Here is a 16412-nt window from a genome sequence, read left to right as displayed (position 1 = left end):
TATTTCTCGAAATTAAAGCACATAAGAAACACTATCCTTTCATTAACTCCATCCCAATGGCACATTCTAAACATTTACTTTTAGCACAATACTCATTCTTAAGCTGCAGCAGCGACTGCGTTTCAAAAGCACTTCCTGACTTCATTCCAAATGAGCTGAATTTATCTACAATAGCATTCTTCTCTGGCGCAACTTCATTTAGTAATTGAATTAAATCTTCGGCAATCTCTTCTCCTCTACTTTTAGCATAAGCAAATTGAATTGGGATCAAGGTATTTATAATAATCAAATCTATAAATGACTTTGATAGCATTTTCTTTTTCTTTGGGCTTTCCTTATCAAATTGATAATGGTCTTGCCAATAGGAAGAAGCCGAAACCTGAAAAAGATCATAAATCGACTTAACCGAAGTAATCTCGCTAATTTGCGAAAATAGATTCTGATTGCTATGATACAAATTTGCCAATTGTGACAGTCGTATGGTGGGAAAATTATCAGGGCGATGCTTAAAAAACTGAACGGGATTACAACTACTTTTTTCTATTTGGTATTTGTGCAATAAATAGTAATACCTGAATTTTAAATCTTTAAAATAATTATCCTCCTTTTCAACGTCTAATAGTCCTGCATTACCAAAGAGCAAGCTTTCTAAATTTTCAACCTCAAAACTTTCTTTTCTTATAATTGAAAACGGAATAGAACTCGCTACTTTCAGAAAGATTTCCCCGTTCGTATTTAATCCGAAGTTTTTTGCCAACAGACAAAATAAAACAGCTTCCCAATCATTATTGGTTTGCTGTAGCAGTTCAAAAATAGGTTTGGACTTTCTCTCTAATCGTTCAAAAAACAAGCGTTCCTGCCAGTTTTTTACAACAAAAGGGGAAATACCCGCTAACTCCTTTTCACAGAAAATCCAAGCCTTTGGCGACATCAATGACTGATAATTAGCTATTGTATCTTGGTCGACATATTTCTTAAGCTCTAGAACAGGAATTTCCGTATTGTTTTTTCTATAAATTTCGGTATCGTGTTCCCAAACTACATGTAGAATTACGTTTTCGTATGCCGCATCTCTTTCGTGATGATGCACATACCAGTCAGAAGATTTTAAGTGAATCTCGACGTTTCCAGCCCACATTTGATCCCCTATTGTAATTTGGGCATTAAAAAAATCAGGACCCGCCAGTTCTAAATACTGGCCTACATTAGCAATCGTGATTTCCTCATTATTTGAAGTTTTCAAATTTAGGGTATCAAACTTCTTAAATTTCCAGAGGTAATGTAGAAAATCTTCTTTCATCGTAAAGTCTTGTATTTAAGAGACTAAAGTAATAAAAAAACGAACAACTTGTACTTCCAATTAACTTTCGAAAACTACCTCAATAAATACAATTTGGCGCAAGCCCGAGCATCTGATAAAGCTTCATGGTGATTCAATTGAATATTCATTGTTCTGCAACAATCACTAAGCTTTGTTGGCTTTAATCCTTTGGCTTTATATATTTTTACAGTGCACTCCCACCGAGGCGACAAATTTAAATCCTCATAATTTAAGCCATATAGCGCCATTGATTTAACCAAAACATTCCTGTCGAAGCTTTCATTATGCGCCACAACAACTCTATTCTGGAGTCGTTTTTGGATTTCAGGAAATACCTGTGTAAATGATTTGGCATTAACCGTATCCCTTGGATAAATTCCATGTACTTGAATTGTAAAAGGAGAATACAGATTATTTGGCGGCTTGATCAAACTGACAAATTCATCTACTATGACTCCATTCTCAACTGTTACTATTCCCACTGAACAAGGGTGAAATGCAGTTGCTGTTTCAAAATCTATTGCTGTGAAAGTCATTTTTAAAGCTAGAGGTTATATGTTAGAACTTCAAATTTACGATATGGTATTAGAATACCTATATATCATTAAAAAGAAACCACGAATTTAACGAATTAATTTCGTCAAAATCGTGGTTTGTATACTGTAATTATCAGGACTAAAAACTATTTAATAGAACCTATAATATCATATTTTGTAATAATGTGGTGTCTTCCTTTTCCTAAATCAATCAATACTGCTGCATTATCTCTGGTAAACAATTTAGAAACTTCTTCGATTGTTGTTCCCAGTTGCACGATCGGATAAGGATTACCCATAATTTCCCGAATTGGTCTTTCGGCTGAGTTTTTATCTTGTACATAACTTTGGAATAAGTCAGACTCATCAAGAGAACCTACAAATCCTGTAATATCCATTACTGGTATTTGTGAGATTTTATATTTACGCATTCTTTCAATCGCATGTGAAACTAATTCTTCCGTACGAGCCACAATTAACGGCTTGTCAATATGATCTTTGATTACATCTTCGGCTTTTGTAACTTCTTCTTCAAGAAAACCACGTTCGCGCATCCAATCATCATTAAACATCTTCCCTACATAACGGCTTCCTGAATCATGAAATAAAACAACAACTACATCTTCCGGCTTGAAATGCTCCTTTAGTTGTAATAATCCTTTTATAGCTGCTCCAGCTGAATTCCCAACGAAAATACCTTCTTCAAGCGCAATTTTTCGCGTGTATACTGCAGCATCTTTATCTGTTACTTTGGTAAAACCATCAATCAAAGAAAAATCTACATTCAATGGCAATATATCTTCTCCAATTCCTTCTGTTATATAAGAATAAATTTCGTTTTCATCAAAAATCCCTGTTTCATGGTATTTTTTAAATACTGAACCATAGGTATCAATTCCCCAAATCTTGATATTCGGATTCTTTTCTTTCAAGTATTTTCCAACACCTGAAATTGTTCCTCCAGTACCAACTCCAGACACGAAATGAGTGATTTTACCTTCTGTTTGTTCCCATATCTCCGGTCCCGTTTGCTCGTAATGTGCCAAAGCATTCGATGGATTGTCGTATTGATTTACGTACCAAGAATTTGGCGTTTCAGTCGCCAATCTTTTAGAAACAGAATAATAAGAACGAGGATCAGTAGGTTCTACATCTGTAGGACATACCACAACTTTTGCTCCAACGGCACGAAGGATATCCATTTTCTCTTTTGATTGCTTATCAGAGATAACACAAATCAGTTTATATCCCTTGATAATCGCTACTAAAGCAAGTCCCATTCCTGTATTTCCTGAAGTCCCTTCAATAATAGTTCCTCCTGGTTTTAGTCTCCCGTCAGCCTCAGCATCCGCAATCATTTTTACCGCCATTCTGTCTTTTACAGAATTACCGGGATTAAAAGTTTCTACTTTAGCAAGCACTAATGCGTCTATTCCTTCAGTGACTTTATTTAACTTCACTAACGGTGTATCACCTATTGTACCTAGTATATTTTCTGCGTATTGCATTTAATTGTAATTTTTAAAGTTGTAATTTGTTATAAATACTTTTGCAAAGATAGTATTTTGTTAGAAAACATCCCTGCTTCTGCAAAATTGCGTTCGTCATTACTTCCTGAACTTTTATTCAAATAGAAGTTCAATGAATTTAATTTACTCAAAATACTTTACTCAATTTTGGTCAAGCCAATGAAAGCAATGTATTCCGAAGAATAGGAAATACTATAAACTCAGAGGAAATCAAAACAATTAATTAAAGAAGTTCCAGATTAGACCAAAACGAATCATGAAATCTCGATACGGATTATTAGGAGCGGAGTAGAAATTATTTCCTGTAAGTGAAGAGTTAAAATGCTCTGCTTTTACATAAATCCTGGTTCTTTGAATTCGAGCATTGACAAAAAAGTCAAGGGTAGGATAATTTCCAATTTCTTTTTTATTTTGAATGAAAAACTCCCCAATTACTGGATTATAATCATTGGCAAAATAATTCGTGAAATAATTCAAGGTAACCCCTGTTTGTAAAAACAAGGCTTTTTTGAACAGATGATTAGTGTAATAAATAGTATTTCTGGTCACGATTTCAGGAACATTTAGAATCGCATCCTGCTGACTCACTTTTTGATATAAAAGTGTATTGTCAAGCGCAAATCTTCCGAATTTGATTTCTTTACTTGCTTTAACAGAAACATAATTTATGGTATTCCCATATTGACTTGGAGTCACAATTTGCTGATTTTCATCTGTGGCAATATTCTCAAAATACAAATGATCATCTAAGGTCATAAACTGTACAGATGCTTCTACCCACGGAGTAATCGCATTAGCTGTGATCGAATTTATTTTTTCATTCTTGAAGCTATTAGACCAGTTGTAATCAACATAGCTACTTTGATATAAGTTGTAATTGTCATTGGGTAACTTATTCAAATTTTGATATCCAAAAGAGAATTGATAATCATCATTAAAATCATAATTTAATTTAGCCTCTAAATCAGATAACGATTGATTCGTTACTGATCTTGAATATAAGAACTTCCCATTCCAGTTCTTTTTTTGATATTCATACTGTCCTCCTGCACTGTTAATGTTTCTGGTCAATGAAGCTGGAATAGTTTGATCATCCCGTATCAATATTTGGCTATAGTAATAATTGCTTCTGAAGTCATCTGCAAAAAACTGAAACTTACCCAATGTGGTATTTTCATAGATTAAGCCCACTTTATTATACATTTTATTATAATGTGTCTGGTCATTAATCCCGCTCGTTACATAAGAATCTCCAAATCTATAAATAGTTTCAGAGCCTACAGTCGAAGGTACCGTTGCTTGATTGTATTCAAAAAATTTATTCTCGTAATTAAATTGATGACTCACATATAAATTATTATCCCCTTTTTTAGGATTTACTCTAAAAAAGTGATCTAAGAATATGCGTTTTCCTTTTAAAAAGGATTCTGCATCATTAAAATAAACCTCAAGTCTTTGTCTATTATCATAATTCGCATCACCACTTTCAAAATCAGAGATTGTTGTTATTCCGCCATTTTCCTCATTTAAGATATCCTGATAGGTAAAATGAGCATTCGCAAAATACCGTTTATTTAGTGTATTATAACTTGTCGTAAATCTAAAATTCCCTGTGCTTGACAACTGATTAATATAATTCCCTTCAGAACGCAAGCCTTTGTAAGCAATCGAAAAATTAAGTCTTGGCGTAGTATTTATCGCAAAAAAAGCATCGAGAGATTGCCCTTTTTGCATTACCGATTTGAAATACAATTCGGTAACAGGAGTGGCAACAGAACTATATCTTATTTGGTTTGCTTCCAGAAAATTAAAATGCTTGGCTTTAAAACCAAATTCAGGATAAGGAGAAAACTGGGTTAAACTATATTGAAGCGTGTTATAGGTTTGACCCTCATTGGCGAAAGCCAAAAGTCCAAAATTATCCTTTCGTAAATAATTAAAACTATATTCTCTTTGGATCGTCAACGAAGTATCAATGTAAGTAGTATCGCGTTCTATAGAAATAAATCGATATTGATCCATGCTAGCGACTTTGATACTGTCTGCTATTTTAGGACCGCTGGCCTTGTCACCACTGCTTTTTTTCGGATCTTCTTCTCTTGAGTTTATTTGCGAAAATAGGATTGTAGGCAATACTAAAAAATATAAAAAAAAGAGTATTCTCATTTGGAATGATATATAGTTAGGCTATTATTTTTAAACAGTTAATCGAGCAAAGGTAAATGATAAAAACATATAAAAAAACACATTAAAAACGTTCCGGTTTTTATTATTACCATTCGATTAAATAAGGCAGTTTAATTCCCAAAAAAAATCAAACCAAAAAAAAATCTGCTCAGTATACTGAGCAGATTCTTCTACTAAATTCAAAATAAAAATAACTTTAAGTTATTTTGTTTTATACATGCAAAAAATTAATTTGGATTTTGCACAATTGCAGGGTTAGCATTAATTTCTGCTCTTGGAAACAACCATTGCCATCTTTTGTCACCTGCAGGAATATTAAATTCTAAAGCAACTGATGAAATATGGTTAGAGGTAGTAGCGGGAACTGTAGTAGGTCCAACTCTGTTTAATGCTGAGTTTGTTCTTTTTAAATCGTAAAATCTAAATCCTTCACCCCATAATTCCAACCTTCTATGTAAATAGATTTCATTAACTAAGGTTTGACCTGTAGCTGTAGACTTTACATAAGCAGGATTTCTATTTGAAATTAAAGTAAATAAAGCTTGAGACGCAGTAGCATCACCCATCCACGCTTTTGCTTCAGCTTCTATAAGGTACATTTCAGCAATACGCATGTAAGGAACATCACATCTACTATCACCAGTACTTACCGCAAGGAATTTCTGGCTAGTATAAGGAAATTTTACTGCAGTTGAAACCAAAGTAATATTTGGGTGTTGCCCTGTTTTGCTAAAAATTGTAGTACGTACATCTGTAGCAGGAAATTGATCCCAAAGTTTATTGAAAATTGCTTTTGGACAAGAACGAATTACAGTAGAACTGAAATTACGTGACATATATGCTCCAAAATTAGCAAATGACTCCGATTGAAGTTCATTTACAAAACTTCCCCACATCCATTCTGAATTGGTATATGAATTGAAACCTGAAGCATAAGCAGCATTAGTCATTAAAGACTTTCCACTTCTTGCAAGTATTGCATTAGCAGAAGCTACTGGCCAGTTTTGTTGCACTAAAGCAACACGTGCTTTTAAACCTTGAGCCACTCTTAGATCTAAATGAGAATTGTTTGGCTTAGTATACCCTACTAATAGAACTAAAGCGTCATCAATATCCTTATTTATTTGAGTATACACTTCTTCCACTGTTGATCTAGGTAATTGATCATTAGATACTTTAAGTGCAATTGGAATACCTAATTGTGTGTTTGGCTTAGCAGTTGCATCATAACGTTTTCCGTACAATTGTACTAATTGAAAATGAGCGAATGCACGATATAATAATGCTTGACCTTTTATTACTTTTTTATCAGCATCTGATCCAGTTGCTACATCAACATTCTCTAATATTGTATTAGCATTTCTGTTAATTCTATAAAAAGTTCTGTATGGAAAAGCTACATCTTGTGAGTTTTCATTGTTCAAACCAGTCCAGTTATAAACTGTTAAAAACCAACCGTTTGATATTGGGAAGACAACGTCTTCTCCAGCAATATCTACTTGTTGCATACATCCTGCAATTCCAGTTTCGTTTTGCCCCTCATATCTAATATAAAGAGATCTATGGATTCCGTTTAATAAAGAATATAGGTTTGCAGTTGTAGACGTAGCTGAAGCGTAGTCTACAAATTCCGTTGGTTTTTTCACCAAGAAATCTTCTGAACAAGAGCTTAATGATAGTATTGATAATACCACCAGTAAAAATTTTATTTTAAATGTTTTCATGATATTATTTTAAAAGTTTAAATTGATTCCTAATGAAATAGTTCTAGAAGGCGAGAATCTATTTTGAGTAGTTCCATTATAATTAGCTTGTGGATCCATTCCTTCTCTTTTAGCGAATAACTTTAAGTTTTCACCATTCACATAGAACTTAGCCGCATCAATTTTTAATTTCGAAATTAATTCTTTCGGTAAGTTGTAAGCTAATGACACTTGTCTTAATGAAAGGTAATCAGAATCAACTAACCAACGATCTGAAGCCGCAGAGTTTTGAGTATTTCTAGATATGTTTAATAAAGGAACATCAGTGATATCACCTGGTTTTTTCCATCTTTTTAAGATGTCTGTACTTAGAGCAGATCCGTAATTATTACCTGAATGCATTAATGCAGCATAGTTAGTATCGTACGTTTGCCCACCTATTTGGTAAGTAAATAATACATCCATTTGGAAACCTCCTACTTTGAAAGTATTGGTAAAACTACCAAACAAATCAGGTAAAGCAGATCCATGGTATTCGTATAATGCTTTGTTTTGATTTATTGTAACATTAACTCCATTTACTGTTCTTGAATCAGTATCAGTTGGAGTTGTTAACAATGGATCAACTTTATATAAAGCATATCCATCTGCAGGATCTACACCAGCATAACTTCTTAACCAATAGTCGTAAATTGAACTTCCTACTGAGTATTTTTTACTACCACTAATAATTTCTTTTTGTGGTAAAGCAGTGATCTCATTTTTAATCGTAGATGCGTTAACATTAATATTCCAAGAGAAGTCTTTTGTTTTCACAATCATTCCATCAATCGAAACTTCAATTCCTTGATTGAACATCGATCCAATGTTTTCAACTTTAGAATCTAACCCTGAAGAAACAGGAACTGGTACATCAAAAATTAATCCGTCTGTTGTTCTATTATAGTATTCTACAGAACCTCTTAATCTATTACCAAAAAAAGCAAAATCTAAAGCGATATCTTTTTGAGTATTTTTCTCCCATTTAAGATTTGGAGCTCCTTGATCATTAGTAAGAATTCCAACTTCACTAGCATTATTAAGCCCTAATGAAAAAGTAGGAGCGCCTATGTAATAATTCAAACCACCGTAGCTGATATGTGAATCATTACCTACTTCCCCAAATGAACCTCTAAATTTCAATTCATTTATCCATCCAATTTTTTCAACAAATGATTCTTTACCTAAATTCCATGCAGCACCTACTGACCAGAAGTTACCCCATTTGTTAGCAGCTGCAAATTTTGAAGAACCATCTCTACGTACAGACGCAGATAAGATATATCTTCCGTCATAATCATATCCTAAACGAGAGAAGTACGATTCAGTTGCATAATTTCTCGTGTACGAATTTAAATTAGATACCGTAAGGTAGTTTATGAATTCATTATTGTTAGGTACACCTTGTCCTCTTTTAGAACCAAACATATAGTTGTACTCATAGTCAAAACTTTCATGTCCTAATAAAGCACTAATGTTATGATTGTTTATAACTTTTGTATAATCAAGTAATTGATTAAAAGTAACTCCAGTTGTAACAGTGTTAGTACGTGATGCATATCCATCAGGTGCTCCATCACCAATCACTTTATTCCAGAAAACATTATTATTAAAATGTGCATTATCAAATGCAAAGTTTGTAGTGAATTTAAAATCTTTTAATAGTGTTAATTCTAAATAAGTACGACCATTAAAAGATAAACTTTTATCTCTATTCTCATTGTTTAAAGTTTCATAAACAACATTTCTACCATTTGAAGCACCAGATCCACGTAGTTGTGAATATACTGGGTTACCAGTTGCGTCTAAAATTACTGCTCCAGTAGTCGAATTATGACTCAAGACAGGGTAAATTGGCCCCATGTAGCGAATAGTACGAAAAGGATTGTTGAAAGATGAAGTATTTGCTGCACCATCAACCGCCTGATTTGAATCAGTATAAGTAGTTGCTACGTTAGCTCCAGTTTTAAACCATTCTTTTAATTTAGTGTTTACGTTAACACGAGCAGTAGTTCTCTTAAAATCAGAATTTAGAATTGAAGCTTCTTCACTTAAATTTCCAATTGACACAAAGTAATTACTTCTTTCCGTTTTTCCTTGGTATGAGAAATCAACATTTCTTCTAACTCCTGCTCTCTGTAATTGCTTTGCCCAATCTAAATCATTAGCATACAATAGTTTTGCAGCTGGGTTTAATTGACCGTTTGCATCAAATAAATTTGCATTAGTTACATTAAATGGGTTATTTACTAAGTCAATAGGAGTCCTTGTAGAAGCAAAAGCATTTGCAGTTGCTAATAAAGCAGGTGTACTCATTGGTCTACTGTTTCTAATCGCTTCCCATATTAATGGATAGTATTGAAAAGCATCAACTCTTTCATATTCAGGAATAGATCTTGTATTTAGACCTGAACTCATATTTAATGTGAATTTATCTTTAGCAGATGTTCCTTTTTTTGTAGTTATAATAACAACACCATTTGCTGCTTTTGACCCATAAAGAGAGGTAGATGCAGCATCTTTTAATATCGTCATGCTTTCAACATCAGCTGAGTTAATGTTGTTTATGTCACCTGTAAAAGGCACTCCATCAACAACATAAAGAGGCGTGTTAGATCCACTAATAGAACTAAAACCTCTAATTCTAACTGAAGGCTGTGAACCTGGTTGACCTGAAGCACTTTGAATTTGTACTCCCGAAACAGAACCTTCAATTCCAGAAAGAACGTTTGTAGTTGCTCTGTTATCTAAACTCTCTCCTTTGATGGTTGTAGAAGATCCCGTTATAGAAGATTTTTTAGCTTTACCATAAGCTACAATAACTACCTCATCCATCTCTTCTGCAGCGGCAGTCATTTTAACATTTAAAGTATTTGAAACCCCTACCGTTACCGATGTGTTTTTCATACCCACATAAGAAACTTCTAGAACTTGCCCTGATTTTGCAATAATAGAATACTTTCCATTAAAATCAGTTTGAGTAGACCTGTTGACTGCCTTGTTAAAAACATTGGCTCCAGGAATAGGACCATTTGCATCTGAAATCACCCCTGACACGATTTTTTCTTGGGCAAAACAAAACTGCATAGATAACGCAATCAATAGCGTAAAAATCCATTTGAATTTTAATCTCATATTAAATTTATTTGAGTTAGTTAATTCTGCAAAAATCACAATTAAATATTAAAAAAAAATTTTTATTGTTAATGTTTCTTAAAAAAGAAATTACTATAGATTTTTATCAAAAAAGGGCATATTCTTACTTTAACCTGATTATTAACCTTGTTTTGTCAGAGATACTGCCAAATGGCAAGATTATTCTTTACAACAATAAATTTAGAATTAAGAAAAGATAAATCTGGGCGTGCTTGTACTGCGGGACTAATTATTACTACTGCAATACTTCTTCCTACCTGTTTTGAGAATGTAATTCTGAGTTACAGTACGCAATCATCTCCAAAAACAAAAGAAAATTCAGGCCCTAGTATTGAACATCAAGCCATTATTTTTCACTTTAGAGATTTTGAACCACCAGAAGCTGACCCTTGCAAAATTTTGCATGCAGGAATAAAAGTAATCCAGAAATACGTTTTGAAGCCAAATCTTCAATCCGAATATCGTACTTATGGATGGAAATATTCCTCTATTCGAAAAAGGATACGAAAAATAGTAGTTTGAATATTTTTACTCCGGTAGAATTTGATATTTTGAGTTACACCTCAAGTAGCAGTATCGTAAAGTAGGATACAAAACTCTGAAATATGGATCATTCTAATAAATAGCTAAAAACAAATCAAAGAATTATGTTTAATACAAACAAATAATATCCTTTTGACCTTTTTAGAAATAAGCAAATAGGTTCCTAAAACAATTACTTTAAAAAAGCAAAAATCAAAAAAAACGCGTCAAAAAAAAGTTTGAATACAATAAGTAATCCTACAAAATAACATTGATAAAAATATTTCTTTCGAAATAAAAAAACCTGCTAACAAAGCAGGTTTAACTCTAATACAACTTTAAAAAATCAAGACTAGTTATACACCCAAATTCTTATTGTAAAAAAAAACCGAGTTAGACAAATGCCTACTCGGTTTTAATTTTATAATAAAAAATACTAATTATCGATTATCATTTACTGAATCATCAATAAAATCATTAGCATCAATCTCTGATTGAGGAATTTTCAAGAAAAATTTCTTATCATCAGCAGTTAAACTAGCTGACGCTCCAATTCTATGATTTCCAGTACGTGTAATACCTCTTCTTAATCGTTTAGCATCAAACCATTCCACTCCAACTTCAGCGTAAAGTTCTTTTCTTCTTTCCACTAAAATTTCATTAATCAATGCAGGACCAGTATTAGTTGACTTAACTGCATTAACATCTCTGTTTTTTTGTAAAACATAAAGTAAATCATGACCTTCACTCTCTTTACCTGTCAATCTAGCTTTAGCCTCCGCTTCGATTAAAATCATTTCTGGCGTTCTAATGATCGCATTATCGCTATCAAATGTAAATTTAAATTTACGTGTAGTCCAATACCTGTAGTCACTAGTACTAGTTATACTTGTACTTTTTCTAACAAAATAAGCTCTAACATCAGTTGCTGAAAATAAATTAACAAAATCATTATTAACGTATGTAGCTGAATAAGAAACGGTCGTATGATCTGCCATTGAAGCTGGTGCATTCCAATAATAATTAGATTGATCCGTTCTTTGCGCACTACCCCAAATCCATTCAAGATTAGAAATGTCATTAAATCCTGATCTATAAGTTGACGGACTCAAAACAGCTGTTGGATTTCCACCATAAGAAGCTTTTGCAGCATCAGCAGCACCTTGCCAGTTACCCATAACTTGGTAAACTTGAGCTAAAATACCTTGAGCAACATTTTTATTGATATAAGATTTACCCAAACGATTAGCTGTTAATCCATTAACCGCTTTAGTTAAGTCAGAAACAATCATTTTATAAACCTCATCAACTGTAGACATAGGCTTTCCTGCCAAAGACAACTCAGTATAAATAGGAGGTGCTGGGAAGTTTTTGTCAGCACTATAAGTAGGACAAAATTCCAATACCAATTGATGATAGAAAAACCCGCGCAATGCATAACCATATGCTGCTAATTCTTTTTTATCACTATCACCTAAAGTACTACTTTCAACACCATTAATCAATGCATTAGCCTGATTAATCATATAAAAACTATAGTTCCATGAAAAACTATTTCTTGTGTACGTAGGCTCACGATTATCATTTGCATAATCATCACGAAACCAAGTATTCGCCTGAATCAAATCATTTCCTTTCATAGTTCTTGCAAAGAACATAGAGTTAAGACCTGCAGCATCTGTACGAGTATATTGCCCTCTAAATCTTCTCATTATACCGGATATAAAAGCTTCTACTCCTGTTCTAGAAGTAAAAACTACATCGGGGGAAACAGCATCTGTTGGTTTTGGATCATCAAGAAAGTCTTGACTACATCCCACCATCATAAACAAAGCCATAAAAGCGATGAATATTTTTGAAATTATATTTTTCATATTTTTTTTTTTAAAATTCTATATTAACACCAAAAGACATAATTCTTTGATTGTATGACCTACTATTTGTAGTACCAGCAAAACTTTGTTCTGGATCAATACCTTTATGTGATTGGTAAGTCCATAAATTATCTCCCTGTAAATACAATCTTAGTTTAGACAAATGAAATTGTTCAAGTGTACTTGCAGAAAAATTATAACCGAAATTTAAAGCTTTTAATCTTATGTAATCGTTTTTAAATAAAAATCTAGTTGATGTAGCATTAAAATCATTATTAGCAGTCAATAACAAAGGAACATCAGTTATATCTCCTGGATTTTGCCAACGATTCTCAACATCCTGATGTGCAGCTCTACCACTTGATTCAAAACCTTCCATTAAACTTGCATATGTACTATCATAAACAGAAGCACCATAACTAAAGTTAAACAAAATATTTAAATCTACGTTTTTATATTTAAAGAAGTTTGTAAGACCACCAATAGCTTTTGGTAACGATGATTCCCCAGAATAATTTCTTGAAGCCTCAGCATATTTTTTAGTAGTTTCTTTTTCACCTGTTGGTTTTCCATCAGTACCTAAAATATCTTTATACCACATTCCGTATCCATCAACTGGATCAACACCAGCCCATTCTTGTATGTAGTACTCATATAAAGATCTACCAACTTCCCATCTTTTAGTTCCGTTAATGAAACTTTTTTGAGTCAACTCAGCAACTTCATTTTTATCAAATGACAAGTTAACACCAGTAGTCCACATAAATTTAGAATTCTGAACATTAGTTGTACTCAACGCAAATTCCCAACCGTAATTTCTTAATGCACCTACATTAGTAAGTATTCCAGTATTACCAGTAGAACCTGCAACAGGTTTATTATATAGTAAATCAATAGATTTTTTATCATAATAATCTACAGAACCAGTAATTCTATTATTAAAGAAACCAAAATCTAAACCAACATTACTTGAAGCTGTTTTCTCCCAAGACAAATTAGGGTCAACAGCACCACCAAGAACAACACCAGTATTATCTCCTTCATTATATCCTGTTTCGAATAATTGTTGGTAAGGGAAATAAGTTGCATTTCCGTTAGCATCTTGTGTCTGATTATTTCCTAATTCTCCATAAGAACCTCTTAATTTCAAACTAGTAATAGCGTTGCTATCTTTCAAGAAATTTTCTTCCGAAATTAACCAAGATCCACCAACCGCATAAAAACTTCCCCATCTAACATCTGGGTTAAATCTTGAAGAACCATCTCTTCTAAAAGAACCTTCAACAAAATATTTCTCTTTAAAGTTATAGCTTAAACGTCCTAAATAACTTGAAATTCTATCTTCAGCAATATATCCTGAAGCACTAGTAGGGGTTGTCGCTCCATTTAAAACCTGAACTCCTGGTAAAAAACCTTCACCTTGAGCACCTAAAGCATCATATTTATATTGATACGCTTCTTGAATTAAATCTACAGCAAAACCGTGATCTCCAAATACTTTCTTATAATTTAAAGCATTTATTATATTTATCCCTGTAGTAACATCTCTATTTTGAGTTACTCTACCTTTTACGTTAGACGCATAACCCACTTCATTACTAGCATAAACAAAAGAATCATACAAATATTTGTCATATGCAAAAGTCGTTTTGAAAGTCAAATCTTTAGCTAAAGTAGCTTCTAAAAATGCATTAGCTGTATAATTTTCTCTCTTATACCCTGTTTTATAATTATACAATGATCCATAAGCATTCTCATTGTTTAATTGTGGACGATTCCCGTTCAAAGCTTGACCAGGAGTTGCTCCATAATCAAATATCCTTTGACCCTTACCATCCAAAATTAAATCACCACTCTCATCCACTCTATACGCTGGATAAATTGAAGGCACTGTATAAACAAATTGAATTGCACTTTGATAACTTGATCCACTTTGTGAAGGAAAATTTTGATCTGATGTAGAAAAAAACATTGTTACACCTGACTTCAACCAACTATTAACCTTAGTATCAACACTTAAACGAGTTGTTACACGATCAAATTTAGAGGTAACAACATTACCTTCTTGAGACAAGTAATTAGTCGTAAAATAATACTTAGTATCCTCACCACCTGCGGCAATAGATAAAGTATGCTCAGTTCTAACAGCTGAATTATTCAACATTAAATCAGCCCAGTCTGTATCCCACTTTTTATTTGTTGTAGTTAAATTTCCATTAGCATCAACAGGAGTAGCTGCAGTATAAGGATTATAACCTAATCTAGGAACTAAAGCAGTTGAGGCATTAGCACCTGCAGTAGCCGGAGTTTGAAGATTAACATATTGGTTCGTATTTTTTAATGCTTCCCAATTTAATTGCATGTAACGGTCAGAACCAACCATTTTATGTAATGGAACAGCATTCCCAGCGACACCAAGTGTAGAAGTTAAAGTAACTTTAGGAGCTGTATTGTACTTCCCTCTTTTAGTTGTAATAAGGATAACACCATTAGCACCTCTAGACCCATAAAGAGCTGTTGAAGAGGCATCTTTTAAAACACTCATCGATTCGATTTGATCAGAGCTAATTGCATTTAAATTACCGTTAAAAGGTGCACCATCTAAAATAATTAAAGGATCTGAAGAAGCATTGATAGAACCTGTACCACGAATACGAATTGTAGGGTTTTCACCTGGCATTCCTCCAGCAGCAATAATATTAACCCCTGAAACACTTCCTTGTAAAGCGGTCATTACGTTTGTAGCTTGTTGCTTAAGCAATACCTCGCTGTCTATTGTAGCAACAGCACCAACAATAGATTTAGCCGTTTGCTTTCCATAAGCGACAACAACAACTTCATCAAGAGATTTAGCCATTGATTGTAATTTAACATTTAGACTAGTTGAACTCCCAACAGTCACAGATTTATCTTCCAAGCCTACGAAAGAAAAAACTAGAACATCTCCAGTTTTTGCTTGGATTGAAAACTTACCGTCAAAGTCAGTTTGTATACCAACTTTCGTGCCTTTAACGACAACATTAACACCTGGTATTGGTCCAGAACTATCTGAAACTACACCTTTAATTACTTTCTCTTGTGCAAAAGAAAATTGCATAGATAACGTTATCAATAACGTTATAATCCATTTGAATTTTGATCTCATTTTTAAGTATTTGAATTAGTTATTACAAACTTGGGCTTTTTTTATCGAATAAAAAAGTAAACAAAGCATAAAGTTTAACATTTTAATAACAATAGTATACACACAATAAAAAAAACTCTTTTTAAAACTACCACCGCTAAAAGAGACTAAACATACTTTCACGTAAAAAGCTTTTACAAAAAGGGATCTTTAACGAAGAAGAATTGACTACCAAAAAAGTACAACAGCGATCAGAAAATAATGGTTTGTTTTTACTCCCTAAGAAGACCAATCACAGTATGCTATTTAGTAAACTACTGATATACTTAAATTTAATCAGTAACTCAACTCTACGACCATTAAATTCAAATAAACTTCAGTCAACCTCAAAACAAGACAAATACATAAGTAGAATGACATA

General features: G+C 33.1%; 9 protein-coding genes. 1 reads left to right on the top strand and 8 read right to left on the bottom strand.

The annotated features are described in order from the left end of the window. Positions 1-31: 31 nt before the first annotated feature. From BLV35_RS02495 to BLV35_RS02470, 6 genes are all read right to left on the bottom strand, one after another. Positions 32-1300 (bottom strand): DUF2851 family protein, encoded by a 1269-nt coding sequence (locus tag BLV35_RS02495; protein ID WP_091084250.1) that lies wholly within the window; start codon positions 1298-1300, stop codon positions 32-34. Between the two features lie 74 nt (positions 1301-1374). Next, positions 1375-1857 carry a 3'-5' exonuclease gene (locus BLV35_RS02490; RefSeq protein ID WP_091084249.1) on the bottom strand — a complete coding sequence of 161 codons (483 nt, stop codon included), beginning with the start codon at positions 1855-1857 and terminating at the stop codon, positions 1375-1377. 146 nt (positions 1858-2003) lie between these two features. Continuing rightward, positions 2004-3365: a pyridoxal-phosphate dependent enzyme gene (locus BLV35_RS02485; RefSeq protein ID WP_091084248.1), complete on the bottom strand. Its 1362-nt coding sequence runs from the start codon at positions 3363-3365 to the stop codon at positions 2004-2006. A 240-nt stretch (positions 3366-3605) separates the two neighbouring features. Then, positions 3606-5552 carry a putative porin gene (locus BLV35_RS02480; RefSeq protein WP_091084245.1) on the bottom strand — a complete coding sequence of 649 codons (1947 nt, stop codon included), beginning with the start codon at positions 5550-5552 and terminating at the stop codon, positions 3606-3608. Between the two features lie 248 nt (positions 5553-5800). Next, a complete protein-coding gene (locus BLV35_RS02475) occupies positions 5801-7297 on the bottom strand; it encodes a RagB/SusD family nutrient uptake outer membrane protein (protein ID WP_091084243.1) in 1497 nt (498 codons plus the stop codon). 9 nt (positions 7298-7306) lie between these two features. After that, positions 7307-10450: a SusC/RagA family TonB-linked outer membrane protein gene (locus tag BLV35_RS02470; protein ID WP_091084240.1), complete on the bottom strand. Its 3144-nt coding sequence runs from the start codon at positions 10448-10450 to the stop codon at positions 7307-7309. Positions 10451-10621: 171 nt separating this feature from the next. On the opposite strand from BLV35_RS02470, the gene BLV35_RS02465 reads away from it, so the two are divergent. Further along, positions 10622-10993 (top strand): hypothetical protein, encoded by a 372-nt coding sequence (locus BLV35_RS02465; RefSeq protein WP_091084238.1) that lies wholly within the window; start codon positions 10622-10624, stop codon positions 10991-10993. A 440-nt stretch (positions 10994-11433) separates the two neighbouring features. Here the strand turns inward: BLV35_RS02465 and BLV35_RS02460 are convergent, their stop codons facing one another. Together BLV35_RS02460 and BLV35_RS02455 are read right to left on the bottom strand one after the other, a co-directional pair. Beyond that, complete coding sequence (locus BLV35_RS02460) at positions 11434-12867, bottom strand: RagB/SusD family nutrient uptake outer membrane protein (RefSeq protein ID WP_091084236.1); 1434 nt, start codon at positions 12865-12867, stop codon at positions 11434-11436. 10 nt (positions 12868-12877) lie between these two features. Next, positions 12878-16012, bottom strand: a complete 3135-nt coding sequence (locus BLV35_RS02455; protein WP_091084234.1) for a SusC/RagA family TonB-linked outer membrane protein — start codon at positions 16010-16012, stop codon at positions 12878-12880. Between the last annotated feature and the right edge of the window lie 400 nt (positions 16013-16412).

The sequence above is a fragment of the Flavobacterium gillisiae genome (genome assembly GCF_900107635.1).
GTDB classification, from domain to species: domain Bacteria; phylum Bacteroidota; class Bacteroidia; order Flavobacteriales; family Flavobacteriaceae; genus Flavobacterium; species Flavobacterium gillisiae.
The sequence above is the reverse complement of the archived record's forward strand: the minus strand, read 5'-3'. Positions and strand labels throughout refer to the sequence as shown.

What these genes read in the sequence shown, in the direction of transcription:
- BLV35_RS02495 (WP_091084250.1), bottom strand. Translation starts at nt 1,300, where the DNA reads ATGAAAGAAGATTTTCTACATTACCTCTGGAAATTTAAGAAGTTTGAT.
- BLV35_RS02490 (WP_091084249.1), bottom strand. Translation starts at nt 1,857, where the DNA reads ATGACTTTCACAGCAATAGATTTTGAAACAGCAACTGCATTTCACCCT.
- BLV35_RS02485 (WP_091084248.1), bottom strand. Translation starts at nt 3,365, where the DNA reads ATGCAATACGCAGAAAATATACTAGGTACAATAGGTGATACACCGTTA.
- BLV35_RS02480 (WP_091084245.1), bottom strand. Translation starts at nt 5,552, where the DNA reads ATGAGAATACTCTTTTTTTTATATTTTTTAGTATTGCCTACAATCCTA.
- BLV35_RS02475 (WP_091084243.1), bottom strand. Translation starts at nt 7,297, where the DNA reads ATGAAAACATTTAAAATAAAATTTTTACTGGTGGTATTATCAATACTA.
- BLV35_RS02470 (WP_091084240.1), bottom strand. Translation starts at nt 10,450, where the DNA reads ATGAGATTAAAATTCAAATGGATTTTTACGCTATTGATTGCGTTATCT.
- BLV35_RS02465 (WP_091084238.1), top strand. Translation starts at nt 10,622, where the DNA reads ATGGCAAGATTATTCTTTACAACAATAAATTTAGAATTAAGAAAAGAT.
- BLV35_RS02460 (WP_091084236.1), bottom strand. Translation starts at nt 12,867, where the DNA reads ATGAAAAATATAATTTCAAAAATATTCATCGCTTTTATGGCTTTGTTT.
- BLV35_RS02455 (WP_091084234.1), bottom strand. Translation starts at nt 16,012, where the DNA reads ATGAGATCAAAATTCAAATGGATTATAACGTTATTGATAACGTTATCT.